The organism is Corynebacterium hiratae (assembly GCF_009708045.1).
Lineage (GTDB): Bacteria > Actinomycetota > Actinomycetes > Mycobacteriales > Mycobacteriaceae > Corynebacterium > Corynebacterium hiratae.
Genome location: NZ_VIOG01000003.1, coordinates 101609 through 127319 on the forward strand (window position 1 = coordinate 101609; position 25711 = coordinate 127319).

General features: G+C 62.3%; 25 protein-coding genes. 21 read left to right on the plus strand and 4 right to left on the minus strand.

Going from position 1 to position 25711, the window contains the following annotated elements:
- Positions 1–39 precede the first annotated feature (39 nt).
- Positions 40–612: a GNAT family N-acetyltransferase gene (locus FME68_RS03430; RefSeq protein ID WP_046647957.1), complete on the minus strand. Its 573-nt coding sequence runs from the start codon at positions 610–612 to the stop codon at positions 40–42.
- A 268-nt stretch (positions 613–880) separates the two neighbouring features.
- On the opposite strand from FME68_RS03430, the gene FME68_RS03435 reads away from it, so the two are divergent.
- Entirely contained in the window at positions 881–1324 is a 444-nt protein-coding gene (locus FME68_RS03435) for an SAV_6107 family HEPN domain-containing protein (protein WP_046647958.1), read from the plus strand.
- Positions 1325–1478: 154 nt separating this feature from the next.
- Positions 1479–1886 (plus strand): DUF3040 domain-containing protein, encoded by a 408-nt coding sequence (locus tag FME68_RS03440; protein ID WP_046647959.1) that lies wholly within the window; start codon positions 1479–1481, stop codon positions 1884–1886.
- Positions 1887–1916: 30 nt separating this feature from the next.
- Here the strand turns inward: FME68_RS03440 and FME68_RS03445 are convergent, their stop codons facing one another.
- Genes FME68_RS03445 through FME68_RS03455 form a run of 3 tightly spaced genes read right to left on the minus strand, consistent with a single transcriptional unit; the run spans position 1917 to position 4370 of the window.
- Positions 1917–2501, minus strand: a complete 585-nt coding sequence (locus tag FME68_RS03445) for a TetR/AcrR family transcriptional regulator (protein WP_070754212.1) — start codon at positions 2499–2501, stop codon at positions 1917–1919.
- Between the two features lie 46 nt (positions 2502–2547).
- Entirely contained in the window at positions 2548–3225 is a 678-nt protein-coding gene (locus tag FME68_RS03450; RefSeq protein ID WP_158396047.1) for an ABC transporter ATP-binding protein, read from the minus strand.
- The gene (locus tag FME68_RS03455; protein ID WP_158396049.1) at positions 3222–4370 is read right to left on the minus strand and encodes an ABC transporter permease; all 1149 of its coding nucleotides are present in this window, start codon (positions 4368–4370) and stop codon (positions 3222–3224) included. Before FME68_RS03455 ends, FME68_RS03450 begins: the two co-directional genes overlap by 4 nt.
- Positions 4371–4910: 540 nt before the next feature.
- On the opposite strand from FME68_RS03455, the gene mraZ reads away from it, so the two are divergent.
- From mraZ to FME68_RS13015, 19 genes are all read left to right on the plus strand, one after another.
- A complete protein-coding gene (gene mraZ, locus FME68_RS03460) occupies positions 4911–5345 on the plus strand; it encodes a division/cell wall cluster transcriptional repressor MraZ (RefSeq protein ID WP_046647963.1) in 435 nt (144 codons plus the stop codon).
- 172 nt (positions 5346–5517) lie between these two features.
- A complete protein-coding gene (gene rsmH / locus FME68_RS03465) occupies positions 5518–6561 on the plus strand; it encodes a 16S rRNA (cytosine(1402)-N(4))-methyltransferase RsmH (protein WP_328287700.1) in 1044 nt (347 codons plus the stop codon).
- On the plus strand, positions 6558–7412 hold the full coding sequence (gene ftsL / locus FME68_RS03470; RefSeq protein WP_158396053.1) for a cell division protein FtsL: 855 nt from the start codon (positions 6558–6560) through the stop codon (positions 7410–7412). The genes rsmH and ftsL overlap by 4 nt, the downstream gene beginning before the upstream one ends.
- 289 nt (positions 7413–7701) lie before the next feature.
- The gene (locus tag FME68_RS03475; RefSeq protein WP_046648127.1) at positions 7702–9570 is read left to right on the plus strand and encodes a peptidoglycan D,D-transpeptidase FtsI family protein; all 1869 of its coding nucleotides are present in this window, start codon (positions 7702–7704) and stop codon (positions 9568–9570) included.
- Between the two features lie 48 nt (positions 9571–9618).
- Positions 9619–11172, plus strand: coding sequence for a UDP-N-acetylmuramoyl-L-alanyl-D-glutamate--2,6-diaminopimelate ligase (locus FME68_RS03480; protein WP_328287701.1), 1554 nt, complete (start codon positions 9619–9621; stop codon positions 11170–11172).
- Positions 11169–12704 (plus strand): UDP-N-acetylmuramoyl-tripeptide--D-alanyl-D-alanine ligase, encoded by a 1536-nt coding sequence (locus FME68_RS03485; protein ID WP_158396056.1) that lies wholly within the window; start codon positions 11169–11171, stop codon positions 12702–12704. Before FME68_RS03480 ends, FME68_RS03485 begins: the two co-directional genes overlap by 4 nt.
- Positions 12705–12727: 23 nt before the next feature.
- Complete coding sequence (gene mraY / locus FME68_RS03490; RefSeq protein WP_046647967.1) at positions 12728–13840, plus strand: phospho-N-acetylmuramoyl-pentapeptide-transferase; 1113 nt, start codon at positions 12728–12730, stop codon at positions 13838–13840.
- On the plus strand, positions 13837–15228 hold the full coding sequence (gene murD / locus FME68_RS03495; protein WP_158396060.1) for a UDP-N-acetylmuramoyl-L-alanine--D-glutamate ligase: 1392 nt from the start codon (positions 13837–13839) through the stop codon (positions 15226–15228). The genes mraY and murD overlap by 4 nt, the downstream gene beginning before the upstream one ends.
- Positions 15229–15247: 19 nt before the next feature.
- Positions 15248–16717 carry an FtsW/RodA/SpoVE family cell cycle protein gene (locus tag FME68_RS03500; RefSeq protein ID WP_070515752.1) on the plus strand — a complete coding sequence of 490 codons (1470 nt, stop codon included), beginning with the start codon at positions 15248–15250 and terminating at the stop codon, positions 16715–16717.
- Positions 16718–16746: 29 nt separating this feature from the next.
- Positions 16747–17832: an undecaprenyldiphospho-muramoylpentapeptide beta-N-acetylglucosaminyltransferase gene (murG, locus tag FME68_RS03505; RefSeq protein ID WP_158396062.1), complete on the plus strand. Its 1086-nt coding sequence runs from the start codon at positions 16747–16749 to the stop codon at positions 17830–17832.
- A 39-nt stretch (positions 17833–17871) separates the two neighbouring features.
- On the plus strand, positions 17872–19362 hold the full coding sequence (gene murC, locus FME68_RS03510; protein WP_158396064.1) for a UDP-N-acetylmuramate--L-alanine ligase: 1491 nt from the start codon (positions 17872–17874) through the stop codon (positions 19360–19362).
- Positions 19355–20014 (plus strand): cell division protein FtsQ/DivIB, encoded by a 660-nt coding sequence (locus tag FME68_RS03515; protein WP_158396066.1) that lies wholly within the window; start codon positions 19355–19357, stop codon positions 20012–20014. Before murC ends, FME68_RS03515 begins: the two co-directional genes overlap by 8 nt.
- 206 nt (positions 20015–20220) lie before the next feature.
- A complete protein-coding gene (gene ftsZ / locus FME68_RS03520; protein WP_046647972.1) occupies positions 20221–21585 on the plus strand; it encodes a cell division protein FtsZ in 1365 nt (454 codons plus the stop codon).
- A gap of 24 nt (positions 21586–21609) precedes the next feature.
- Entirely contained in the window at positions 21610–22350 is a 741-nt protein-coding gene (gene pgeF / locus FME68_RS03525; protein WP_049155266.1) for a peptidoglycan editing factor PgeF, read from the plus strand.
- A complete protein-coding gene (locus tag FME68_RS03530; RefSeq protein WP_070546851.1) occupies positions 22350–23060 on the plus strand; it encodes a YggS family pyridoxal phosphate-dependent enzyme in 711 nt (236 codons plus the stop codon). Before pgeF ends, FME68_RS03530 begins: the two co-directional genes overlap by 1 nt.
- A gap of 69 nt (positions 23061–23129) precedes the next feature.
- Positions 23130–23552, plus strand: coding sequence for a cell division protein SepF (locus FME68_RS03535; RefSeq protein ID WP_158396068.1), 423 nt, complete (start codon positions 23130–23132; stop codon positions 23550–23552).
- A gap of 220 nt (positions 23553–23772) precedes the next feature.
- Positions 23773–24084 carry a YggT family protein gene (locus FME68_RS03540; RefSeq protein ID WP_046647976.1) on the plus strand — a complete coding sequence of 104 codons (312 nt, stop codon included), beginning with the start codon at positions 23773–23775 and terminating at the stop codon, positions 24082–24084.
- 168 nt (positions 24085–24252) lie between these two features.
- Positions 24253–25353: a DivIVA domain-containing protein gene (locus FME68_RS03545; protein WP_158396072.1), complete on the plus strand. Its 1101-nt coding sequence runs from the start codon at positions 24253–24255 to the stop codon at positions 25351–25353.
- A 122-nt stretch (positions 25354–25475) separates the two neighbouring features.
- Positions 25476–25646: a hypothetical protein gene (locus FME68_RS13015; RefSeq protein ID WP_046647978.1), complete on the plus strand. Its 171-nt coding sequence runs from the start codon at positions 25476–25478 to the stop codon at positions 25644–25646.
- Positions 25647–25711 lie beyond the last annotated feature (65 nt).

The following is a 25711-nucleotide window of genomic DNA, read 5'->3' on the forward strand; positions in this document are numbered from 1 at the left end:
GCTACTTTACCTGGGTAGCTATGCCGGATTGCCGCCAGGTTAAGCGGTGTCGGCTGGTGTCAGCGGCACCGTCGATTGCAGGATGGCGAAGGGGCGTGCATCGGCGGGGTAGTAGAGCTGGCGAAGGAAATCACTAAATCCCATCTTGCGGTAGAGGCCGAAGGCGGAGTTTGCCTCGTTGGGAACTTCCGGAGTGGAAAGCAGGATGTAGCGCGCGGGAAGGTTCCACGCCAAGGCTTCGAGCAGTGCGCGCCCTAAGCCGCGGCCCTGTTCTCCAGGCAGCACGTGAATCTCCGCCAGTTCGAAATAGTTGTGGAGAATGTCTTCTTGTTCCGGGGTTGGTCCGCCACTGGCGGTGAGCGCTCGGCGAAGCTGTTTGTCCCACCAAGTGTCCGGAGAGCCAAGGAAGCCGTAGGCAAAGCCTGCAATTCCGTAGTCGGTGGTGGCCACGACGCAGGAAAACCCTGGGCGTATGAGATCTGCGCGCCACCGCGAGATGGAGACGTCGCGCACTGACTGGCTGTAGCCCATTGCCGCGATGTAGATATCCACCAAGCGCGGGACAGCAATGGCGAACTCTTGGGGGCTTAGGCGGCGCAGCGTGTAACTCACATCTCTAATAACAGCAGATTCTTCAGGCATGTGAAAGCGCACAGAGAAACTATCTTCTGCACATCCAACCGCCGAGGAGTCGGAGTACGTGTTCGAAAAGAGAAGAAATATCGCCCATCCCTATTGCTTAAATCGAACACATGAACTAAAATTAGAGGTGGATGTACGAAGGTGGTTTTACGGTGAGTCTCATCAGCGAACAGCAGTAGAAAGTCAACAGCACAGTCTTCATTGACAAGCTCAGGAAGCAGCCCAAGGAGGAGAGGTCATGGCACAGGTAATTTCAGCAACGGCAGCGGCTCGGGGCCGGAACAGGGAGGCGATGCAGCGTGTGCGCCGTGACCGCTTCCTCGGTCAAGCGTTGGATCTGTTGGTGGATGCGCGCCGTAGCGCTGCGGAGGGGCGGTTCGAGGACGCTCTTGAAATGGCGTACCGCGCCTCGCTGCGTGCTGCGGGCGCGCGTGTGGCGGCGTCTGCGGTGTCGCGCCGTCGGCGCTTGCCTACCTCTGCATGGGAGCAGGTAGCTCTTATCGGTCCGGCGGATGCTCAATGGGCCGCAGAATTCACAGACTATTCCCGCGTGCGCTCGCGCGTGGCCTCCGGAATGGATCCGGTGCCCGCTGCGGATACGGTCTACCAGTACTTGGCGCTTGCCACACGTTACGTGGACGCGACCGAATCTGAGCTGGGCTTCGGTGGGCTGGCCGCCTAGTGAGGGCGTGATTGCTCCGGTAGCAGGGGCGCAAGGATGCCCAAAAACTATGGACTGTCTTTGTGGGAACTATCTCGCTATCCTTGACGTTATAGAGGTAGTAAACATAGTTCCCAGTTCCACTACCTAAACCCAAATCATTACGGAGGACGCTGTGGCCCTTTCTGAGCACGAACAGCAAGCGCTGCGTGAAATTGAACAATCGTTGCTGGCCAACGATCCTGATTTTGGCGCGTCTGTGTCCGGTGAAACTTCTTTCGGCGGCAACTCGGGTGCCATCACCCTCCGTGGGGTGGCCTTAATCGTTGTCGGTCTGTGCATGATGGTGGGCGGAATCGCGTTGGCCCAGCAGTCCCTGTGGTTCGTTATCCTCTCCGTACTTGGCTTTTTGGTCATGTTTGGATCCGGGGTGTGGATGCTGCGCGGAAATTCGGAAGATTCTCTGGTTGCCGCCGGCGCACCAGCATCCGCTAAGCGGCGCAACAAGCAGTCCAAGAAGGCTGGCAGTGACGTTGGAAACCGCCTTGAAGATAACTTCCGCCGCCGTTTCGAAGGAAACTAAGCGCTAGAAACCCACCAGCAGCCCTTCGCTCTATTGTGAGTCGGAGGGCTGTGGCACGATGACATTGGCCATGGCGTACAGGGTTTGCGTTATGCCCGGGAGCTGCTCGGGCGAGCGGTCTGCCAATTCTGATGCGCGAACGATGGCGGCGTTGAGCAGCGAGATATCCGCTTTGGAAACACCAGGGCAGAACTCGTTAACGATCGATGCAAAGCCACCATGTGACTGCTGCACCGCCTCATCCGCAAAAGCCTGGGGGAAGTGCTGCGCGGCGGTCATGAGGGGGCCGTGCGTGCCATGGAGGAAAAGTTCGAGAGTGGCGTCCACGTAAGCATGGATGCGTTCTGTCGGCTCTGGAGGGGCCACCTGCATGGCAGCTTCGAGCTGTTCATTCCACGTTTGTGTGGCCTGGATAAGCAGCTGCACCAACAAATCGTGTTGGGATGAGACGTAGCGATAAACGCTGGGGCGGGCAAGGCCTACTTCCGCAGCGACCTCCGCCAAGGTAGGAACTGCCCCGTGGTTGTTGACGATCAACCTTTCGGCAGCCTCGAGCACCGCGCGGTGCTGGACGGCGCGGTGCTCGGCTACTGTCGTTTCAGTGATCTTCGGCATGCGCTAAGTCTACGTTAAGCTGCGCATTCTTTTTCCATTCTGGTGCCTACTTGGCGGACGGGGTCAAGCGGCCATCGACCATTTCATAGACCTTGTCGCAGTGACCAAGAACGTCGTAGTCGTGGGTGACCATGACACCCGCGACGTTGAAATCGTGGCATTCTTTGGCTAGCAGCGCCACGATCTCTTGGGACCGTGCGCGATCGAGGGCAGCAGTGGGTTCGTCGACGAGCAGCACCTGTGGATCGCCCACAAGTGCGCGCGCGATACCGACGCGCTGGCGCTCACCGCCGGAAAGACTGCCGGGCCGGTGCTTCGCGCGATGCGCCATGCCGACCTTCTCCAGCAGCTCGGCGCTGGAGTAGCGCCCAGTCTTGCCGATGACCTTGCTGGCCAATTCGATCTGCTCCTCCGCCGTCAGTGCAGACGGGAGATTGCCAGAGGACTGGAAGACGAAGCCGATGTGGTTGCGGCGGATCTGCGCCAGTTCGGAGTCGCCCAGCGGCACGATGTCCTCGCCCGCGACGAGGACTTGGCCGGAATCGGGCGTTGTCAAAGCGCCCGCGACCGCGAGCAGTGTGGACTTTCCGGAGCCGGAGGGGCCAACCACGGCAACGAATTCGCCTGCCTCGACGGTGAGATCGACGGAATTCAGTGCCTTAACGTGTGAATCGCCGTCGCTGTAGCTGACGGTGACGTCTTTCAGTTCCAAAGCGTGGCTCATCGGTTTTCTCCTAGGGCTGCGAGGGGGTTGGTTCGGGTAACGCGGACGACGGCAACGAAGGCGCCGAGCAGTCCGGCGACGAAGAGAATGAGACCGCCATTGATGACAGCGCTGAATTCGGTGGCGTAGGGCATAGCCGTTTTCTCTAGGAGGCTGCCCAGGCCAACGGCGATGAGTGCGCCGGCGAGGATTGATACGAGGAGGATGACCACCGCTTGGCCGAGGCTATCGCGCAGCAGGAAGCTCTTGGTGGCGCCCATTGCGCGAAGGGTGGCGATATTGCCGGCGCGCTGGATGGTCCACACGAGGAAGAAGGCGCCGGTAACGAGCGCGGCAATGACATAGAGGAACCAGGTGATCATGGAAAGGGTCATCATTTCGGCGGTGTAGCCGGGGGAGGAGTCGAAGCTCTCTTTGAGAGTTCGAACGTCGAGGCCGGAGCGCTCGGTGAGAGCATCGGTATCGGGCTTATCCGCCGTGCGAGCGACGATGACAGATGCTTCCTCATAGGCCTCTGGGGTGACAGCTTCGCCGTGGCGCCCGCCGGCGTGAACCTCTTGCCAGATATCGAGCGGCAGGTAGGCCACGTCGACGTGGCCGAAGGTTCGCTGGTTGTCGGTGAACCCGATGACGCTGAGGGGGATATCCAAGCGGTCGAGGGTGATGGTGTCGCCCACCTCGATCCCCTCGTCCTGCAGGGTGGAGGACAGGATGATGTCGTGTTTCGTGTTGCTGGGCTTGCCGTCTGTCCGGGCGGTGTCGATTGGGGGCAAGCCTGCCGGTGCGATGAAGGAGTCAGGTTCTACTCCGAAGAGCGTGAGGTCCACCGCCGTGCCGTCCTGGTTGTGGGCGTTAGCAATGGTCAGGCCCAAGGGGGTGGTTTGGTCCACGCCCTCTAGTTGAGAGAAGGACTCGGCATCGGAGGCATCGACAACGGAGCGGGTGAATGCAGAGTCTTTCTGCGTGCCATCGGCGAAAGCGATGACGTTGCTCTCCATCGCCTTGAGGCTGGAGACGCCGTCGTTGACCAAGCCTGCTGTGAGACCGGAGATGATAACGACGAGCATGGACATGAGTGCGAGGACGACGCCCATGAGGAGGAATCGGGTACGCGCGAAGAGCATCTCGCGCCAAGCTAGATACATGAAGGAACTTCCTAGTGTGTGGGGTGAAAGTAGGTTGGCGTGTCACCCTGAGTGCCGCAAGATGGCAACATGATGTTGCTATCATGGCGACGCAATGTTTCTAAAAACTTGTGCGGGCATTTTGCGCGGGGAGGGGAGACTTTTCGTGCGATTTCCGGATTTCCCCCACTTTGCCCCACCTGTACTACGTGCCGGTCGGGGAATGTCGGTCTAGAGGCCCTTTGGAGCGTGGTGGGAAGGCGAAAACGTCAGGAATATGGGGGTGGTGGGGAAAATTGCATGCTAAGGGGTCAAAGTTGCGTGAGTGAATACGTGGAAATGGGCCTGTTTGAGGGGGTGTGTCAAGGGGAGTCTGGGAAAACTTCCCACTGGAAAAACTGCCTTTTATCTGCAATGTTATTGCGACACGCAGATTGTTGCGGTGATAAAGGTGTGGGAGGTGGGGGAAAGTGGGGTAGAGTGGGGCGTAGCGGAGGAGAGTTGCTCTCTTGTCGCGAGAGGAATCCGGAGTTTTCGAGTGACAGGAAGGTGGACCCGGGGATGTTTCTCGGCACCTACACTCCCAAGCTCGATGACAAAGGACGGCTCACGCTTCCGGCAAAGTTTCGCGAAGAACTGGCTGGCGGCCTCATGGTCACCAAAGGTCAGGATCATTCGCTCGCGGTATACCCGCGGGAGGAGTTCGCGGCGCGAGCTAGGAAAGCAGCGGCCGTGTCACGCACCAACCCAGAAGCGCGTGCGTTCATCCGTAACTTGGCAGCGAGTGCGGACGAGCAGCGCCCCGATGGGCACGGACGTATCACGCTGTCCGCAGGGCACCGTGAGTACGCAAACCTGACGAAGGAATGCGTAGTTGTGGGCTCGGTTGACTTCCTCGAAATCTGGGACGCAGCCGCGTGGGCTGAATACCAGGCGCAAACTGAAGACGCTTATTCGGCGGCAGACGCCGATGACGTACTTGCCGGGCTGCTGTAGAGCTTCCTGGCACACAGAGAGTGCGTGTATGGACTCTGCCCGAGGAGGATGAGCTGGTGTACTTCCCCGACATCAGAACCCTTCCTCGGACAGGGCCCTATACGCACTCGATTTTTATCGAACAGATCTGATAGCGGCCTCAGGCGCCTGAATGGAAAGGGGGACAGCAACTGTGGACCACAACGGCACCATTACCTATGACGTGAATGACAACCACGGCCATGTCCCTGTTATGCGTGCGCGTATGGCTCAGCTGCTTGCTCCGGCCGTCGAAGCAGCGGGGGAGCACGCCGTCATCGTGGACGGCACTCTGGGGGCTGGTGGCCACAGCGAATACTTCCTCAACAGCTTTCCTAACGCGCGGATTATCGGTGTGGACCGTGACTCCGCCTCGTTGAGCAGTGCTTCTCGACGTCTCACCCCCTTCGCCGACCGCTTCGTCGGCGTCAACGCTCGCTTCGATGAGGTCGGTCGTGCCATTGCGCAGGGTGACCATGAGATTTTTTCTATCGCGCGAGAACACGGCATTGCAGGGGCATTGTTTGATCTGGGTGTGTCCTCCATGCAGCTTGACCAGGTGGAGCGTGGGTTTGCGTACAAGACCGACGCCCCGCTGGATATGCGCATGGACCCGCGCCAGGGAATGACTGCCGCCGACGTACTCAACACCTATAGCCACGGTGACCTCGCCCGCATCCTCAAAACCTATGGCGATGAGCGCTTTGCCGGCAAGATTGCTTCGGCAGTAATAAAGGAAAGGGAAAAGGAACCTTTTACTACCTCAGCCCGCTTGGTTGAGCTGTTGTACGCCACGATTCCCGCAGCGACGCGTCGCACCGGTGGCCACCCCGCGAAGCGCACCTTCCAGGCGCTGCGCGTTGAGGTCAACCGCGAGCTTGAGGCGGTCGAACAGGTCATTCCCGTGATTACGGATGCCCTGTCCGTCGGCGGCCGCGCGGTGTTCATGAGCTACCAGTCGCTCGAAGATCGCATCGTCAAGCATGCCTTCACCAAGCTCAGCACCTCGACGACTCCGCCGGGGCTTCCCATGGACCTTCCGGGCACGGCGGCACACTATTCTATCGTGACGCGTGGCGCGGAGAAGGCGAGCGAGGAGGAGATTGCAGAGAACCCGCGGGCAGCGTCCGTCCGGGTACGCGCACTCGAGCGCCTCGAGGGCAGTCCGTCTTTTCATGAACCGGGAGGTAGGCCATGACGCTGAGAGACCGAACCGCACAGGCAACGTACCACCGCGACCACGAGAGGACCCACACCATGGGAGCTAGCCGCGATTTCACCACCGGATCTGATTTCTCCGGTCAGGGAACCGCGCTGCTGGAGCGGGGACGCCGCACCACCCCGTTGCCCAGTCGCACGCCGCATCGCGGTACTGTGCCCGCCCGCCGGGTCGGAACGGGTCTGCGAGGAAACCGTCTTGGTTCGAAGCAGATAGTGAGTAATCGTGGGCGCCGCGTCGTGCAGCCCACTCGGGTTACTGGCCTGTTCGCTCGCCTTTCTTTCATCGCCATTGGCCTGCTCATCACTGGTGTGGCAGCGGCGATGTGGCTCTCTGGCCTGTCGACGTCCCAGACCTTTAAGATTCAGGAGCTTACTGCCCACGAATCCACGCTGGATAACCAGCTGGAAACTCTTAACCGAGACTTGGAGAATGTGCGTTCGGCGTCGGACGTCGCCCGCCGCGCCCACGAGGCCAAGATGGGCGTCCCAGTTCAGCCTGGCGTAGTGGAAGTCGATGCAGACGGAAATGTGGAACAGAAGCGCGAAGCCACCCCGGATATGGAATCGGTCATCGACGTAAACGGCGAACCGGTCCGCCCGGGTCAGGCCTCGAGTGACCCGCACGCGACGGCGAACGTGTCCGACAACTTGAACGCCCGTCCGACGCTGAGCGAGAGGAACCGCGAGCGCGAAGGCGCCGAGTCGGGTGCGTCTCGTTCGGACAACCACCCAGACGGCGGTGAATCCACCAATGACGGACAGCCGGCCGAAGGGAACGTAGAACTGCCGGACATCCCGGCCCAGGCTCCCTACGCCGCCCGCGGGTAGATTCCATCCCCGCTCCGCGCGTGCCTGCGTGGGCGGGCGGCGATTATAGGGCACAATTCGGGATGTACCACTGATTATTGACCCATCTTCGCTGCAGACAGAAAGGTGACGTGTGACCCCACCACACTCCGGTGGCCCGCGCCCGAGGCGCGCTTCCGCCGCCCGTGCCGCCCAACCGCGCGGTACCTCTCACCAACCACGGCAGCGTTACGACGCCGACCGCGTCGTTCCCGCGACCCGTTCACGGAACCCGCGCACCGGCAAGCCCTTCATGAGCCAGCAGAAAACGATGCGCCGTCGCGTGCACGTCATCGCGGCTTTGCTGCTCGTAGTGATGCTGGCGTGGATGGGGCGCCTCGCGTGGGTCCAGATCGTGTGGGGACCTGACTTGGCGGCGAAGGCCGCTGCGCAGAGAACCCGCGTCTATGTCGACACGGCCGGGCGCGGCGAGATCCTCGCGCGCGACGGCCAGCGGTTGGCCTACACGATGCGCGCCCGATCCTTGACCGTGTCACCTACGCGCCTGCGAGATGAGCTCCGTGAACAGGAGGAGCAAAAGGCCGCCGGCGAGGCTCACTTTGAGTCGTTGGCACCCGATGCCAAAGAGGCTTTCCTCGACGACAAGGTGACAGAGCGGCTCACTGACATGTCGGAGGGCATCCCGAACAAGCTGAAGGAAGCCGGCATCGATGCCGGGGACGTGGATTCGGAGCAAATCATGGACAAGCTCCGTGCCGATACTCAATATGAGGTACTCGTGCGCAACGTCGATCCGGATGTCGCGGTGGCCATCTCCGAGGACTACCACGGTCTCGCCGCTGATGAGCAGCAGATCCGCCAGTACCCCAATGGTGCTATCGCAGAGAACGTCATCGGCAAGGTGTCCATGGACGGCCAAGGCCAGTTCGGCTTTGAGGCCTCCGGCGATACCACACTGACGGGTATTGACGGCAGCTCCACCGAAGACGTTTCAGCCAGCGGTCAGGTCATTCCCGGTACCCTTCGCGATCAGGTGCCCACCACCGACGGCAAGAACGTCACGTTGACGCTCGATCTGGATCTGCAGACCTACGTTCAGCAGAAGCTGGAAAAGGCCAAGGCTAATTCGAAGGCAAAGAGCGCCGAGGCAGTCGTTCTGGACGCCGCCACGGGTCAGGTTCTGGCTATGGCGAATACCGGCACCATCGACCCGAACAAGGACATCGAAAAGCAGCTGGAGAAGGATAAGACCTTCGACAACCTCGCCGTCTCCCACCCCTTTGAGCCGGGTTCGGTGGCAAAGATCATCACCGCCGCGGCAACCATTGAGGAGGGCCTCACCAACCCCGACGAGGTCCTGCAGGTTCCCGGCTCCATCGACATGGCTGGCGTGAGCGTCAGCGATGCCTGGCAGCACGGCGTCGAGCCTTATACCACGACGGGTATTTTTGGTAAGTCGTCGAATGTGGGAACGCTGATGTTGGCCGACCGCCTCGGCCAAGACAAATACGCCGACTACCTCAAGAAGTTCGGTCTCGGCCAGACCTCCGGAATCGAGCTGCCCAACGAGTCACCGGGCCTGGTGCCCGATCGTTCGCAGTGGTCCGGTGGCACCTTTGCCAACCTGCCCATCGGCCAAGGCCAGGCATGGACAGCACTGCAGTTGGCCTCCATCTATCAGACCCTGGCCAACGACGGTGAGCGCATTGAGCCGCGCATCATTGATTCGATCACCGCGCCTGACGGGACTAAGGAAGAACTAGAGAAGCCCGAGACCACCCGCGTGGTCAGTCCCGAAACAGCGCGCACTGTCGTGGACATGTTCCGTGCGGTCTTCCAGGAGGATCCGCAGGGGCTGAACAACGGTACAGCCGGCAACGCGCAGATCGAGGGCTATCAGCTCTCCGGCAAGACTGGTACCGCGCAAAAGGTCGACGAGGAGACGGGGGCATACTCGAACTCCAAGTACTGGATCACGTTCGCGGGCATCGCGCCTGCCGACGATCCTCGCTTTGTCGTCGCCGTCATGCTGGACGAGCCCGAATCCGGTGTCAACGACGATGGCTCCGGCGGCCAGTCTGCAGCGCCTGTGTTCAGTGATATCGCATCCTGGCTGCTTGATCGTGACAATATTCCGCCTTCGCCGCCAGCACCGCACCTGACCTTGCGTGCCGAATAGATAGCTCCGGCCGCGAATAACCTACAGAAATAGAGAAGAGGACGCACCGTGACCAGCAGCATCAGCCTTGAGCGCTTAGCAGAAATTTCTTCGGGCACCGTGATCGGGGATGCCTCGACCACCGTGGGCTCCTGCGGACTAAACTCTGCGACCCTGCCACCTGGCGGTCTCTTCGCTGCGCTTCCGGGAACGCGCGTTCATGGCGCACGGTATGCCGCAGACACCGCAGCAGCCGCGATTCTGACCGACCCGGAAGGCCAACGCATCCTTGCCGAAGCGGGAGAAACACGCCCACTTCTCGTGGTCGAGGATATCCGCGCCATCCTCGGACACGTTTCCGCGGAGATCTATGGGCACCCCACTGAAAAGCTCACCATTCTCGGCGTGACGGGTACGTCCGGTAAAACTACGACGAGCTACCTGCTGGAAGCGGGGCTTTTGCACGCGGGCTTGTCGGTGGGACTTATCGGTACCACGGGCACTCGCATTAACCGAGAGCCGGTGCCTACCTCGCTGACGACCCCCGAGGCCCCGACGTTGCAAGAGCTCTTCGCCCGCATGGTGGACGAAGGGGTAACGCACGTGGTCATGGAGGTGTCCTCCCACGCGCTTTCCCTGGGCCGCGTTCAGGGAACGCGCTTTGCCGTCGGCGGATTCACTAACTTGAGCCAGGACCACCTCGACTTCCACCCAACGATGGAGGATTACTTCGAGGCGAAGGCCATGCTTTTCGACGGTCCCCAGGCCGCCGACCGCTCCGTTGTCTGCATCGACGACGAGTGGGGGCGACGCATGGCGCAGCGCGCCGCGGCGCGTCCGGTCATGACAGTGTCCACGAGCGCGGAGGCGACCGAGACGGACATCACCGCCCGCCAACTCAGCACCGAGGCCACCGGCGCACAGCAGGTGGAGCTGATGGTGTCCACCGGAGAGCACGCTGGTTCCTATGAATTCCGGCTGCCCATGCCGGGCACTTTCAACATCGCCAATGCGGCCTTGGCCACCGGCATGGCCGCAGCCAGTGGCATCGAGCCGCGCGTCTTCTTGGAAGGCGTAGAAAAGGTAGCGGTCCCGGGCCGCATGGAACGCATCGACCGCGGCCAGCAGTTTGTCGCCGTGGTCGATTATGCGCACAAGCCAGCTGCGGTCGCCGCGGTCCTCGATACCCTGCGTGCGCAGCTCGAAGGCAGCAGCGGCCGGATCGGCATTGTCGTCGGCGCGGGAGGTGACCGCGACTCTTCCAAGCGCCCGCTCATGGGGGCGGCCGCCGCGAAGGGCGCCGATATGGTCGTGATCACCGATGACAACCCCCGCACCGAGGACCCAGCAGCTATCCGCGCGGCAGTGCTCGCGGGAGCGCGCGAAGCGAACCCGGAGGCCGATATCCGGGAGGTCGGCTCCCGTGCCAAAGCCATCGACGAGGTCGTGGCGTGGGCACAGCCGGGCGATGCCGTCATCGTCGTCGGCAAGGGCCACGAAGTAGGACAGCTGATTGGTGATACCGTCCACCACTTCGACGACCGCGAGGAGATGGCGCGTGCACTTGATGCCGCGATGACAGCGACTACCCTGAGTACCGAAGAATCCAAGGAGCAAGCATGATTGCGTTAAGCCTCGCTGAGATAGCTCAGATCACGGGCGGCCGCCTGGATAGCGTCGACGAGCCAGAGACCCCAGTGACCGGCTTTGTTGAGTTCGATTCTCGCAAGGTCACTCCGGGTGGACTCTTTGTGGCACTGCCCGGAGCCCGCGTCGATGGCCACGATTACGCCCACACCGCGGTGGAGAAGGGAGCCGTCGCCGTCTTGGCTGCCCGGCCGATGGGTGTACCCGCCATCGTCGTGGAGCCGCGCGGACGCGTAGAAGGTGACGGAGCCAACGCCGATATCTATGCCAACGATGTCGATGGCTCCGCCGCCGCTGTCGTCGAGGCGTTGTCCGCGCTGGCCCGCGCAGTAACGCAGCGGCTGGCGACAGAGCAGGATTTGACCATCGTGGGAGTGACGGGATCGGCGGGCAAGACCTCGACCAAGGACCTCATCGCCACCATCTTCCGCGAGGTGGGGGAGACCGTCGCCCCGCCCGGCTCCTTCAACAATGAAATTGGGCTTCCGTATACGGCTCTGCGCTGTGATGAGCACTCGCGCTACCTCGTGGCGGAGATGTCGGCCCGCGGTATCGGACACATCCGCCACCTCACCCAAATCACCGCGCCGCGCGTCGGCGTGGTCCTCAACGTCGGCTCCGCGCACCTCGGCGAATTTGGCTCGCGCGAGAATATCGCGCAGGCCAAGGGAGAGTTGGTGGAAGCACTGCCGAGCGCGGAAGCGGGCGGTGTGGCCGTCCTCAACGCCGACGATCCTTTCGTCGCCGCAATGGCGACACGCACGGGGGCCAAGGTGGTGTACTACTCCACGGATAACCGCCGCGGCGGCGCACCGGCGGCACAGTACTATGCCACCAACATCGAGCTCGATGACGTGGCCCGCCCCTCCTTTGTCCTCCACAGCCCCAACGCTGAGCCAGTCGAAGTGAAGCTGCAGGTATTTGGTTCCCACCAGGTGTCTAATGCACTGGCCGCGGCAGCGGCAGCCATCGAGCTGGGGGTATCGGTAGCCACGGTAGCGGCTGCGCTGTCTGGGCACCGCCTAGCCTCCGAGCACCGCATGGACGTGCGCACGCGCCGCGATGGCGTCACCATCATTGATGATTCCTACAACGCCAACCCGGATTCGATGCGCGCGGCGATTGCCGCCTTGGCCTATACCGCAGCAGCACGCCCCGATGCCCGCTCCATCGCGGTGCTTGGTGAGATGGGAGAGCTTGGCAGCGATGCCGAACAATCGCACCGCCAGCTCGGGGAAATATTGGCCAAATACCACGTCGAGCACCTCGTCGCGGTGGGGGAGAACCCCAACTGCCGGGCAATGACTGAGGCGGCTGCACAGCAAGGTATAAATACAATGGTGTGCGCCGATGCCGCGGCTGCCGCTCGGGCGGTCGACGGCATTCTGCGCGCGGCCCCGGCAGGGGTCGATGATTGGGCTAGCCGTAGCGTTAAGGACGTGGTCTTGATTAAGGCCTCCAATGCCCAGCGCCTCTGGTTGGTCGCGGAACAGCTGAACCACAGCTAGCCGCTAGAAAGGACTTCAAGCTCGTGACTCAGATCATCATCGCTGGTGCGGTTAGCTTCCTCGTGGCGATCTTTACCACCCCGGTTCTCATCCGATACTTTTCCGACTCCGGTCGCGGTCAAGAGATCCGCGAGGACGGACCCAAGTCCCACCTGCGGAAGCGGGGTACGCCGACGATGGGCGGCCTGGCTATTCTGGCCGGTATCTTGGTGGCTTATCTCGTGGTTGGTTTTTATGGCATGCTGACGGGCCACGGGGGGTTTACTGCTTCGGGTCTGCTCGTCCTCGGACTGACGCTGGGCTTGGGCGCGGTGGGCTTTGCGGATGACTTCATCAAACTCTTCCGGAAGCGCAACCTAGGTCTCAACAAGACCGCGAAGCTAGTCAGCCAGCTGGTACTGGCCCTCCTCTTTGGCTTTCTTGTGCTGCGTTTCCCCAATGATGCGGGCCTGACTCCTGGCTCCACCAAGCTATCGTTCATCCGCGATTTGAAAACTTTCGACTTTGCGGTTGGCGGCGCTGTGATCGGAACCATCGTGTTCTTAATCTTCATGTACTTCCTCATTGCGGCGTGGTCGAACGCGGTCAACCTCACCGACGGCCTCGACGGCCTTGCCGCAGGAGTGACGGCGATTGTCATGGGCTCCTACTCGTTGATGACTTTCTGGCAGTTCCGCTATTCTTGCGCCACCAACTTTGCGGCCGGCTGCTACCAGGTGCGCGATCCCCTCGATCTCGCCGTGCTCGCGGCGGCGGGCCTCGGTGCCTGCCTCGGCTTTTTATGGTGGAATGCCGCGCCCGCCAAGATCTTCATGGGAGACACCGGCTCCCTGGCGCTCGGCGGATTGGTTGCCGGCATTTCGGTCACCAGCCGTACCGAGCTTCTCATGGTGATTATCGGCGCCCTGTTCGTTATCGAGACGGTGTCCGTTGTCATTCAGATCGTGGTCTTCCATTCCACCGGCAAGCGCTTCTTCCGTATGGCCCCGATCCATCACCACTTTGAAAACGGCGGTTGGGCGGAGACTGCTGTGGTTGTCCGTTTCTGGTTGCTGGCCGCGATGGCGGCGATGGCCGGCGTGGCCATCTTCTACGGTGAATGGCTGACCTCCACAGGCATAGGTGTCGGCGCATGACGCGCCCCGACTTCCTCTCTGGCAGGGTCCTCATCGCCGGTGCCGGCGTTTCCGGCCGCGGCTGTGCTGCGGTCCTGGACCACCTAGGCGTGGACGTCACGGTGGCTGATGGAAACCAGGAATCCCGCGCTCGCCTCGCCGCCGAGCTCGACGTTGCCACCGTGGATACAGCAGCGGTAGACCTGTCGGAATACTCCCTCGTCGTGACCTCGCCGGGGTGGCGCCCGGATTCGCCGTTGCTCGCCGCCGCAGCTTCCCGCGGCCTTGAGGTCATCGGTGACGTGGAGCTGGCCTACCGCCTTGACCAGGCAGAGGTATTTGGGCCCTCCCGCCGCTGGCTCGCGATCACAGGTACCAACGGCAAGACCACAACGACGGGGATGCTCGCTGCCATCATGGCCGCTGACGAGCAGCGATCCGGCCAGCGCGCGCAGGCCGTAGGAAATATCGGGGTCTCGTCTTTTGATGCCTTGGCCGCCGATCCCCGCGTGGATATCCTCGTCGCGGAACTGTCCTCGTTCCAGCTGCACTGGTCCTCCCAGCTGCGCCCGGATGTGGGAGCGCTGCTCAACCTCGCCGATGACCACCTCGATTGGCACGGCTCCTTCGAGGCTTACGCGGCGGATAAGGCGAAGATCTTGCGCGGCACGCACGCCGTTTATGGAAAGGACGACGAGCACGTTCGAGCGCTTGCCGCCTCTCTATCCAGCGCCACCGCCTTTACCCACGCCGAGCCCGCCCCGGGCGAAGTCGGCGTGAGCGCCGGCAGCCTCGTGGTCAATGAGGTCGCCGGACTGCACGCGGCCGTGGTGGAGGATGTCACCACCATCCAGCCCGCAGGTCTTGCCGGGGTGCTGGATGCCGCTGCCGCCACAGCGGTTGCCGCGCTTGCCGGCGCTCAGCCTGAGTCCATCGCAGAGGGCCTCGACGCCTACGTGGTGGCCGGGCACCGCGGTGAGGTTGTCCACCGTCATGGTGGCGTGACCTACATCGACAATTCCAAGGCGACGAATCCGCACGCCGCGGAGGTGGCCATGCGTGGTCTTGACTCCGTGGTGTGGGTCGCCGGCGGTCAGCTCAAAGGCGCAGATGTCTCGGACCTCCTGCGTACCCACGCGGCGCGTCTGAAGGCGGCGGTTCTGGTGGGCGTCGACAAGCACGTGCTGGCCCAGGCCCTCGTCAAGGTGGCACCCCACGTGCCTCTCGTCATCGTGGACAGTCATGACCCGCAAATCGCTATGGACCAAGCCGTGAGCGCCGCCGTGCAACACGCCGAAGCCGGCGATACCGTACTTTTGGCGCCCGCTGCGGCATCGTTGGACATGTACACCGGAATGAGCCAACGCGGCGACATGTTTGCCGCCGCTGCCCGCCGCCTCGCCCGCTAGCTAGGAGCACCCAGAAGCCGTGACTGCCACCAGCACCCAGAAGCCACACCGCACGCTGGGCCACCGCCTGCGTGATCTCCGCGAGCGCCTGCGCGCCTACCCGGGGTTTGACTACCTGATGCTGCGCATCGCGATCTTCTCCCTCATCGGCATCGGCGTGCTCATGGCCTTCTCTTCGTCGATGGCGACGTCCCTGTCGGAGACCGATAGCCCGTGGTCGGCAGCCTTGCGCCAGTGCGTATTGGTCGCCGCCGGCCTCATCGTGTTCTGGATCGGCCTGCGCATATCGCCGCGCACGTTGCGGGCGCTCGTACCGTGGTTCTTGGGGCTATCCATCCTGCTGCTTATCCTCGTGCTTGTGCCCGGTATCGGTACCGGCCGCGCGGAGGTCGGTTCACAGTCGTGGATCATGTTGCCAGGCGGTGTGGCCTTCCAGCCCTCTGAGTTCGCTCGTGTCGCCGTGGGGATGTATGGCGCCTCGGCGCTGGCGGATAAAACACACCGTTCGATGCGCTTGACTGATCCGTTCATGATGTATTCCATCATCGCCGGCATCATGTTCGTGCTCATCGTGGCCCAAGGTGACTTGGGCATGGGCGTATCCTTCGCCCTTATCGTGGTCTTCACCCTGGTATTCGCCGGCGTGAACTGGCGTGTGCCCGTCGTCGTCGGCGTCTTTGGTGCCATCGGCATGATCACCGTTTTCCTGGCCGGTGGTTTCCGTTCGCACCGTTTCCACACCTACTTCGATGCGCTGCGCGGCAATATTGAGGACACACAAGGTACCGGTTTCCAGGCTTACCAGGGCTTTCTTTCGCTTGCCGACGGCGGCTTCTGGGGCGTTGGCCTCGGCCAATCACGCGCCAAGTGGTTTTACCTCCCAGAGGCGAAGAACGACTTCGTCTTCGCCATCATCGGTGAGGAGCTAGGCCTCTGGGGCGGTGCGCTCGTCATCGTGCTTTTCGCCGTGCTGGGCTACTTTGGGTTGCGTACCGCAACCCGCGCGCAGGACCAGTTCCAGTCCTTGCTGGCCGCCACGCTGTCGGTGGGTGTTGTCGTGCAGGCCTTCATCAACATCGGCTACGTCATCGGTGTGCTGCCGGTGACGGGTATTCAGCTCCCGATGATTTCTGCGGGTGGTACGGCTGCGGTCATCACCATTGGCTCGATGGGCCTGTTGTGCAATGTGGCGCGCCATGAGCCGCTGCAGGTGTCCGCGATGCAGAACTTTGGACGCCCGCTCTTCGACCGTATCTTCTTCATTCCAGAGCCGACCCCGCCCAATGAGCGGCGCGGCGGGGCGCACCGTGCCCCGCGCGAGCGCGCAGATGCTCGGCGTTCCCAGCGCCCACACCGCGAGCGCTCCCAACGCCACGTGGAGCGCAGCCGTGAGGAACGTTTCGGGCGCGCGGTGACGGGGCGCTCTCAGCGGTCGCAGGCGCCGCGCGCGGAGGGGCGGCGGGAGTATCGGCGCGGCGAGCGCCGGTAGCGCAGTGCGGCGCTGGTAGCGTGTAGTGCATGAATGACACGCCGATTTCCGTCGTCATCGCAGGTGGCGGCACCGCCGGACACATTGAGCCCGCGCTTGCGGTAGGGGAGGAGCTACGCCAACGCCACGGGGCGCGGGTCACCGCCTTGGGTACGCCGCGGGGTCTGGAAAGCGACATCGTGCCGGCGCGCGGTGTCGATCTCCGCATGATCACTCCGGTCCCTGTTCCGCGAAAGATCAACATTGACGCGGTGAAGCTGCCTTGGCGGATTTTCAAGTCCGTTCGGGAAACTCGCGCGGTGCTTAAGGACGTCGGGGCCAACGCTGTGTTTGGCACCGGTGGTTACGTTGCGGCGCCGGCTTACCTGGCGGCGAAGTCCTTGGGCATTCCGTTCTTCGTTCTCGAGACGAATGCTTTGGCCGGTATGGCTAATAAGCTGGGCGTGCGTCTTGGCGGCACGGGAATCAATGCCCAAGAGGGATCTGGCATGCCGGGCGAGGTCCTGGGCATTCCGGTACGCCTGGGCTTGGGCGAGGACCCAGATGGTACGAAGGCCGCTGCTGCGCGCCAGAACTGGAACCTGGATGAAGGCCGCCCGACCATCGTGGTTACCGGCGGTTCGCAGGGAGCGGTGAGCATTAACACCGCCGTCGCCGGAGCGCTCGAGGACCTGTGCCGAGACTTCCAGGTGCTGCATGCCTACGGCAAAAAGAACACGGTGCCGACTGAGCACGAGCACTACACGGCCGTGCCCTATATCGATGACATGGCCGGCGCGCTTGCCGTTGCTGATGTGATGGTCTGCCGCTCCGGCGCGATGACCGTGGCTGAGGTGTCTGCGGCCGGCCTGCCCGCTATCTATGTGCCACTGCCGCACGGCAACGGCGAGCAAGCGTTGAACTCCCGGGCTCTGGTGGAAGCGGGAGCCGCGGTCCAGATACCGGACGCGGAGCTTACTCCGGGGCGCCTTGTCGCCGAAGTTCGCGCTATCCTTGACCATCCCGACGCCCTTTCGGCCATGCGTGCCGCTGCCGATGCCAGCACCGCCGGCGATGCCGCCGCGGTGATCGCTGACCGAATCGCGCACCGCGTCGCCGCCGATACCCGCGGCTAGGCGCACAGTACAGGTTTATTAAAGAAGGAAATTTTCACCATGACTGATATCCCCGCCACCACGGACCTGTCCCGCGTCCACTTCGTCGGCATCGGCGGTTCCGGAATGTCCGGCCTCGCGCGCATCCTGGTTAGCCGTGGCGCGGTCGTCACCGGCTCGGACGTTAAGAAGTCGACGGCCGTTGACGTCCTCCGCGCGATGGGTGCGCACGTCGCCGTCGGCCACACGGCTGAGAACCTCGATCTGGCTGGGGACAAGCCGACGGTGGTCGTCACCTCCTTCGCCGCCATCCCGCAGGACAACCCGGAGCTGGTGGCGGCACGGGAAGCCGGGATTCCGGTGATCCGTCGCTCGGACCTGCTGGCTGAGCTCATGGAAGACCACCGTCAGGTGCTGTTCGCCGGCACGCACGGAAAGACTTCGACGACCTCTATGGCGGTCACCGCGCTCCAGCAAGCGGGGATGGATCCTTCCTTCGCCATCGGCGGGCAACTCAACCGAGCTGGGACCAACGCGCACGGCGGCACTGGCGACGCCTTCGTGGCAGAAGCCGACGAATCCGATGCCTCTCTCCTGCGCTACAGCCCCTTCGTGGCAGTCATCACCAACATCGAGCCTGATCACCTCGACTATTTCGGCACGGCAGAGAGCTACTATCAGGTCTTTGATGATTTCGCCGACCGCGTGGTTGAGGGCGGCTACCTCGTCGTGTGCCTCGAGGATGAGCATGCGGCCGCCACGGGTGAGCGGGCGGCTCAGCGCGGGATCCAGGTGCTGGGCTACGGCACGCGCAGCGAGGTAGCCGCGGATTCTTCCGTGCCGCTGGCAGCGGAGATCCTTGAAGAAACCGTCTCCGCCGCCGGCGCGCACGTCCGCGTTCGCCTGACCTTGCCGGGTCAGGCGCCACAGGAGCTGTCCTATGACCTGCATGTCCCGGGTCATCACATGGTGCTCAACTCGGCGGCGGCCCTGCTGGCCGGTGCGCTGGCTGGCGGGGACCCGGCGGAACTGGCCGCGGGTTTGACCGACTTTACGGGCGTGCGCCGGCGCTTCGAGTACCGCGGCAGCGCCCAGGGGATCCGCGTCTTCGATGACTATGCCCACCATCCCACGGAGGTGTCTGCGGTGCTCACCGCGGCGCGCGCGAAGGCGGACGCCGAGGGCGAGGGTGCGCGCGTGATCGCCTGCTTCCAGCCGCACCTGTACTCCCGGACCATGGAGTTTGACGCCGAGTTTGCTCAGGCCTTGGCGCTTGCCGACGCCGCCGTCGTCCTCGACATCTACGGCGCCCGCGAGAAGCCGGTAGAAGGAATTACCTCCCGCATTATCACCGACAAGATGCCCGAAGACATGCCGGTCATTTTCGAGCCGGATTTCTCTGAGGCTGCCGGTGACGTCATTTCCCTGGCGCAGCCCGGAGATATCGTCCTCACTATCGGCGCGGGAACGATTACCTACGTGGCGGGTGAAATTTTGTCGGCGCTAGAGAATGCGAGCGGCGCGGAGGAACCGAAGGAACCGAATGTCTAAAAAGACTGGGGCGCTCGCGCTAGGCGCGGTGCTTCTCGTAGTGGCGGTTGCTGCCGCGGCGGTGTGGCTTTTTCCCATCCTGAAGGTGACATCCTTCGAGGTCGTGGGAAATGATCACGTCGCGGCAGAGGAGGTCGAGCAGGCCAGTGGCGTCGTGAAGGGCTCTAATTTGGCGCGGTTGGATGCGCGCGAAGCCGCGCACGGCGTGGCCTCCCTGCCGTGGGTAGAGAGCGCGACGGTGTCACGGGCCTTCCCGTCAACCGTCCACATCGAGCTCGTCGAGCACGAGGCGGTAGCTTATGTGCGACAGGGCGATAGGACGATTTTGGTGGACAACCACGGTAAGGAATTCGTGGAGGACGAAGCGCCACCCGAAGCCGTGGAGCTGACAGGGCACACCGACTCCGGTTCGCCTGAGATGCAGGGGGCTGTCGACGCCGTCGCTGCGCTCCCCGCGCCGATTCGGGAGAAGGTCTCGACCCTCGAGATCAAGGACCGGTATTCGCTGACCTTCCGAACGGAGGATGACAAAACCATCTTTTGGGGTGCGTCGGAGGACAACGCGAACAAGGCCATTGCTTTCGAAGATGTGCTCAAGCTCGAGGGCGAATCCTGGAACATTTCTAACCCGTCGCTGGTGACTCGCCGCTAAGCGCGTCGCGAGTGGGGCGGGTGGGACGCCTGTTAAGAAAACCGCATGTCAGCAACCCTAAAGTAGAGGTTGAGGGTACCGACACGCGGCAAAATGTGCGCCGAAATTACCCCGTTGTCGTTAAAGATGGATGTAACCGCCTCTCAGAAAAAGGGGCGCCTCCTCGTTTACATTAAAACCTTATTCGAAAGGCAAGAGACCCTCGTATGATCTCATCTAGCAACAACCTCGCGGACATCAAGGTCGTCGGCGTCGGCGGCGGCGGTGTCAACGCTGTCAACCGCATGATCGAAGAAGGGCTCAAGGGAGTCCAGTTCGTGGCGATCAACACCGATTCCCAGGCGCTGATTTTCTCCGATGCGGATACCAAGCTCGACATCGGCCGCGAGGCCACCCGCGGCCTCGGCGCCGGCGCTAACCCTGAGGTAGGCAAGACCTCCGCGGAGGATCACAAGACCGAAATTGAAGACGCCCTCCAGGGCTCCGACATGGTCTTTGTTACGGCTGGCGAGGGCGGCGGCACCGGTACCGGCGCCGCTCCGGTGGTCGCCTCCATCGCGAAGAAGATGGGTGCCCTGACCGTCGGTGTTGTTACCCGCCCGTTCAAGTTCGAGGGCGCGCGCCGCACCCGCCAGGCCATGGCCGGCATTGAGGAGCTGCGCGAGGTCTGCGATACCCTCATCGTTATCCCGAATGATCGCCTCATGCAGCTGGGCGGCGAGGAGCTGTCCATCGTCGAAGCCTTCCGCGCCGCCGATGAAGTCCTGCACAACGGTGTGCAGGGTATTACCAACCTGATCACCATCCCGGGCATGATCAACGTCGACTTTGCGGACGTTCGCTCCGTCATGTCCGACGCCGGCTCCGCCCTCATGGGCATCGGCTTCGCCCGCGGCGATAACCGCGCGCTCAACGCCGCCGAGCAGGCCATTAACTCCCCGCTGCTGGAGTCGACCATGGAGGGTGCCAAGGGCGTTCTGCTGTCTATCGCCGGTGGCTCCGATTTGGGCCTCCACGAGGTCAATGCCGCTGCCTCCATGGTGGAGGAGCGCGCCGACGAGGACGCCAACATCATCTTCGGCACCATCATCGATGACAACCTCGGTGACGAAGTCCGCGTCACCATCATTGCGACCGGCTTCGATGCCCAGGCCAACATGACCTCCCAGCCGGCACAGCCTGGCCAGACGCAGCAGCACGGTGCGGAGGCTACCCCGGCTGCACGCCCGGGTTCCCTCTTCGAGAACCGCGCTGAGGCACAGCCTGAGAGCCCCGCCGCGCCCCGCACCGAGGCCCCGCGCGAGGAGTACACCCGCGCCGAACCGCAGCGCGCTGACTCCCAGCGCATTGAGCGTGAAGAGTACGCCCCGCGTCACTCCTACGAGCGCGAGCAGCCGGCAGAGCCGGCCCCGTCGAGCGGACTATTTACCACCTCGGATCGCTTCCGCGGTGAGGACTACCGCCGCGGCGGCGATGATGAGTACCGTCTCTCGCGCCCCACGGAGCGTCGTGGCCGTGACTTCGACGATGACGGCGATGACGATCTCGACGTGCCATCCTTCATGCGCTAGTTCCAGCCAGCTACTCTGGAGTGCATGCCAGTAAACGAGGAAGCACACGCAGCACGACGCCCCGTCCGCATGGTTTTCACAAGCCGTGCCGGCGGGGCGTCGTCGTCGCCTTATGACTCTTTTAACCTCGGCGATCACGTTGGCGATGACCCCGCCGCCGTGGCCGCCAATCGCGAGCGGCTCCGCCGAGCCACGGGCTTAGAGGACATCGTGTGGATGGAACAGCTCCACACCAACACCGTGACGGTGGTGGGGGCCGAGCGCCGCGGCGTCGAGGAGCCCGTGCCGGCCACCGATGCCGTGGTAACCACCGAAAAGCGCTTGGGCCTGGGCGTTCTCGTGGCGGACTGCACGCCGGTGCTGCTTGTCGACGTCTCCGCGGGCGTCATCGGCGCCGCCCACGCCGGGCGCCTTGGCGCGCGCAACGGAATCGTCCGCAATACCGTCGATACCATGGTTGAGTTAGGGGCCCGCCCCGCCTCGATTCAGGTGCTCATGGGGCCGGCCGCTTCTGGGCGGAACTATGAGGTGCCGGAGGCGATGGCGGATGACGTCGAGAAGCATCTGCCCGGCTCCAAGACCCGCACGGCGTCGGGTACCTGGGGCGTCGACGTGCGCGCTGGGCTGATTCGTCAATTGATGGAGATGGGGGTTACGGCTATCGAATCGGACCCGCGCTGCACGATTGAGGACACAGATTTCTTTTCTTATCGCCGCGAGGGCGTCACCGGACGCCAAGCCGGCGTGATTTGGTTGGAGGATTAATGACGAACAACGATACTGCGCGCCGTGAAGAGCTGAGGGCTGGTTTGGAGAGCACTCGCGCTGCTATTCACCGTTTCGCTGAGGCCGCTGGCCGCCCCGCCCCGCAGCTGCTGCCGGTGACGAAGTTTCACCCGGCCGAGGACATCGCGCTGCTAGCTGAGCTGGGAATCACGGATGTGGCGGAAAACCGTGAGCAGGAAGCGCGCGCCAAGGCGGAGGCTTTGCCCGAGATGCGGTTCCACATGATCGGCCAGGTACAGACCAAGAAAGCGAACCACGTGGCCCGGTGGGCGCATAGTGTTCACTCGCTCGACTCAGAAAAACTCGCCAGAGCACTCGACCGCGGCGTGGCTCTTGCCCAGGAACGCGGCCAGCGAGAGGACACGCTTCCGGTCTATATTCAGGTATCCGCCGACGGTGATACCGCGCGTGGCGGCTGCCCGCTAGAGAACGTACCTGCTCTGGTGGATCTGGTCGAAGATCTGGAGAACCTACAGCTGTGTGGGTTCATGGTGGTTCCACCGCTGGAAAGCGAACCGGCGGAGGTTTTCACCCAGGTGAGAGCATTGACGGATGAGGTGGCGGCCAAGCTTGGGCGAGACCTGAAAATGTCCGCCGGCATGAGCGCCGACATGGAGGCAGCGATTGCATCTGGAACGGATATCGTGCGTGTCGGAACCGGAATCATGGGAGCCCGCCCGCTAGGTTAATTGTCATTGTAAAACTGCATTACAAGACAGCAAATGAACAGAACACACTAGGTCAGAGGGAGACCCAGAATGTCACTGATTGATAGGACTAAAGAGTTCTTCGGGCTGGGCCCGATGGACATGGACGCCGACGATGCCTACTACGCCGACGAGCGCAGCTACAACGCTCCGACCTACGCGCCTTCCTACGAGAAGCAGGAAGAGGAGTTTGTCCCGACCATCGTGGCTCTCTCCCTCGTCTCCTTTGATGATGCAGCAAAGGTTGGCGGCCCCTTCCGTGACGGTGACGCAGTGGTCTTTGAACTCACCGATGCCGACCGCGGCTCTGCCAAGCGCTTCGTGGACTTTGCCGCTGGCCTCTGCTTCGCGTTGGAAGGCCGCATGAAGAACCTGACCAAGGGCATGGACACCAGCCGCAAGGTTTTTGCCATCGTGCCGAAGGGTGCTGATATCTCCACCGTGGAGCTGGAGCGAGCAGCACACCTGCGTTAGAGACGTCAGGCTTTAACCGCTTCATCGTTATTCTCCTCCGTGTTGGCTTAAGGGAGGCGGAAGGCGATGGGGCGGTTTCGTCGTTTTCATCGTGGGGCCTTATCGGAGAGTCATTCTCGGCGGCGGTATGGCTGCCGCGGTGCCGTCTCTGTACGCCGAGGGCGAACCTTAGGGCAGGGGAGTACCGCTGGCGGGGGTGATTCCGATAGGCTCGGGCATTGTGAGTGCTTTAGGTTCAATTCTCCTCGTCGCCGTGAGTCTTTACTCGTGGGTTTTGTTGGCGCGCATCGTCATTGAAATGATCCAGTCTTTTTCGCGCCAATTCAACCCGCCCCGCTGGTTCATGATGGTTGCCGAGGTGCTTTTTGTGGTTACTGATCCGCCGGTCAAGGCGCTGCGAAAGGTGATTCCGCCGCTGCAATTGGGCGGCATCGCGCTCGATGTTTCCATCATTGTTTTGTTCCTGCTTTTGTCCGTTCTTTCGCAACTTATTGCGTGGCTATTTTTCGGTACCAACGGACTTGCGGTGTAACTAACGGGTGTATTAAACCCTCCTGTTAACGTTGAGACTCGTGCCCGCGTTAGATAATGTGTTGATTCGGATACAATGAGTTACCACAATCCGTATTATTAACCGCATATGTACCCGGCCTCTGGACCCTCTAGAGGTTTGACCGATTCGTAAGGGGAAGAGAAGTCAATGCCACTGTCACCAGCTGATGTACACAACGTCGCTTTCAGCAAGCCGCCAATTGGCAAGCGTGGCTACAACGAGGACGAGGTCGATCAGTTCCTCGATCTCGTTGAGGATGCTCTTGCTCAGCTGCAGGATGAGAACGATGATCTCCACGCCCAGGTTGAGGAGCTGAAGTCTCAGGCTCCGGCCGGCGCTGCCGGCGGTGCCGCTGCCGCTAAGGTCGACGAGGCCGCTGTGCGCAAGGACGTCGAATCCAAGCTTCGCGCTGAGTACGAGGCAAAGCTGGCTGACTCCAAGAACGAGATTGCCAAGGCCAAGGAAGAAACCAAGCGCGCCCAGGAACAGGCGAAGGCCGCTCAGGCGCAGGACAATTCCGCAGAGCTCAAGGCCGCACGCGAGGAAGCTGCTGCTGCCAAGCGTGAGCTCGAGGCCTCCAAGAAGGAACTGGAGAGCACCAAGAAGGAGCTGGAGTCCGCAAAGAAGAACTCCGCAACCTCCACCACCGCATCTTCCGCTGCTGCCGTGGCTGGTGCAGGTGCTGCACAGTCCAACGCACAGGGCCTCGCCACCCCGGACACGCATATGCAGGCAGCCCGCGTTCTGGGCCTGGCGCAGGAGATGGCAGACCGCCTTACCAACGAGGCCAAGGCCGATTCCGAGTCCATGCTGGCGGAGGCCCGCACGGCTGCAGAGAAGCAGCTTGCCGACGCTGACTCTCACTCCAAGGCTCAGCTTGCTGACGCCCAGAAGCGCTACGACGCGCAGCTGCAGGAAGCCGATACCCGCTCCAAGAAGCTGGTGGCTGACGCCGAAAACAAGGCAAAGCAGACTGAGGCCGACGCTACGTCCCGCGCGGAGGCACAGATTCGCCAGGCTGAGGAGAAGGCAGCTGCCCTGCAGGCAGATGCTGAGAAGAAGCACACCGAGGTCATGAACACGGTCAAGCAGCAGCAGACCGCTCTGGAGGCCCGCATCTCCGAGCTGCGCACCTTCGAGCGCGAGTACCGTACCCGCCTCAAGACGCTGCTGCAGTCCCAGCTTGAGGAGTTGGAGTCCCGCGGCACCGCTGCCCCCAACGGTGAGGCCGGAAAGTCCAACGATTAATCTCTGAATGAGCGGCGTCCCTGCGGGGGCGCCGTTATTCTTTTCTGTAGGTATACGTCCGTAGGTATACATTCTTTGTAAGCACAGAGCCCTTAGTCATTGGTGGGGAAAGGAGAGCGCACATGCTCATCGGCGCATTGCTTCTGGCCTTTGTTGCTTTCTTGGCGTTCGTGAACTACATCCTCACCGCTGCTGAGTGGTCCTTGTACGTGCTCTTCGCTTCGGCTGGGGTGGGTATCGTCCTGTTCATCGCAGACACCGTGATCAAGCTGCGCCGCAAGCACGACGAGTAGCTCGGTCTCGCCGAAAATCTGTAACGCGCGCAGCTAAGGCACGACGAGTAGCCCTCGACCCAGTG

What these genes read in the sequence shown, in the direction of transcription:
- FME68_RS03435 (WP_046647958.1), top strand. Translation starts at nt 881, where the DNA reads ATGGCACAGGTAATTTCAGCAACGGCAGCGGCTCGGGGCCGGAACAGG.
- FME68_RS03445 (WP_070754212.1), bottom strand. Translation starts at nt 2,501, where the DNA reads ATGCCGAAGATCACTGAAACGACAGTAGCCGAGCACCGCGCCGTCCAG.
- FME68_RS03450 (WP_158396047.1), bottom strand. Translation starts at nt 3,225, where the DNA reads ATGAGCCACGCTTTGGAACTGAAAGACGTCACCGTCAGCTACAGCGAC.
- FME68_RS03455 (WP_158396049.1), bottom strand. Translation starts at nt 4,370, where the DNA reads ATGTATCTAGCTTGGCGCGAGATGCTCTTCGCGCGTACCCGATTCCTC.
- mraZ (WP_046647963.1), top strand. Translation starts at nt 4,911, where the DNA reads ATGTTTCTCGGCACCTACACTCCCAAGCTCGATGACAAAGGACGGCTC.
- ftsL (WP_158396053.1), top strand. Translation starts at nt 6,558, where the DNA reads ATGACGCTGAGAGACCGAACCGCACAGGCAACGTACCACCGCGACCAC.
- FME68_RS03475 (WP_046648127.1), top strand. Translation starts at nt 7,702, where the DNA reads ATGCGCCGTCGCGTGCACGTCATCGCGGCTTTGCTGCTCGTAGTGATG.
- FME68_RS03485 (WP_158396056.1), top strand. Translation starts at nt 11,169, where the DNA reads ATGATTGCGTTAAGCCTCGCTGAGATAGCTCAGATCACGGGCGGCCGC.
- murD (WP_158396060.1), top strand. Translation starts at nt 13,837, where the DNA reads ATGACGCGCCCCGACTTCCTCTCTGGCAGGGTCCTCATCGCCGGTGCC.
- murG (WP_158396062.1), top strand. Translation starts at nt 16,747, where the DNA reads ATGAATGACACGCCGATTTCCGTCGTCATCGCAGGTGGCGGCACCGCC.
- murC (WP_158396064.1), top strand. Translation starts at nt 17,872, where the DNA reads ATGACTGATATCCCCGCCACCACGGACCTGTCCCGCGTCCACTTCGTC.
- FME68_RS03515 (WP_158396066.1), top strand. Translation starts at nt 19,355, where the DNA reads ATGTCTAAAAAGACTGGGGCGCTCGCGCTAGGCGCGGTGCTTCTCGTA.
- ftsZ (WP_046647972.1), top strand. Translation starts at nt 20,221, where the DNA reads ATGATCTCATCTAGCAACAACCTCGCGGACATCAAGGTCGTCGGCGTC.
- pgeF (WP_049155266.1), top strand. Translation starts at nt 21,610, where the DNA reads ATGCCAGTAAACGAGGAAGCACACGCAGCACGACGCCCCGTCCGCATG.
- FME68_RS03530 (WP_070546851.1), top strand. Translation starts at nt 22,350, where the DNA reads ATGACGAACAACGATACTGCGCGCCGTGAAGAGCTGAGGGCTGGTTTG.
- FME68_RS03535 (WP_158396068.1), top strand. Translation starts at nt 23,130, where the DNA reads ATGTCACTGATTGATAGGACTAAAGAGTTCTTCGGGCTGGGCCCGATG.
- FME68_RS03545 (WP_158396072.1), top strand. Translation starts at nt 24,253, where the DNA reads ATGCCACTGTCACCAGCTGATGTACACAACGTCGCTTTCAGCAAGCCG.
- FME68_RS13015 (WP_046647978.1), top strand. Translation starts at nt 25,476, where the DNA reads ATGCTCATCGGCGCATTGCTTCTGGCCTTTGTTGCTTTCTTGGCGTTC.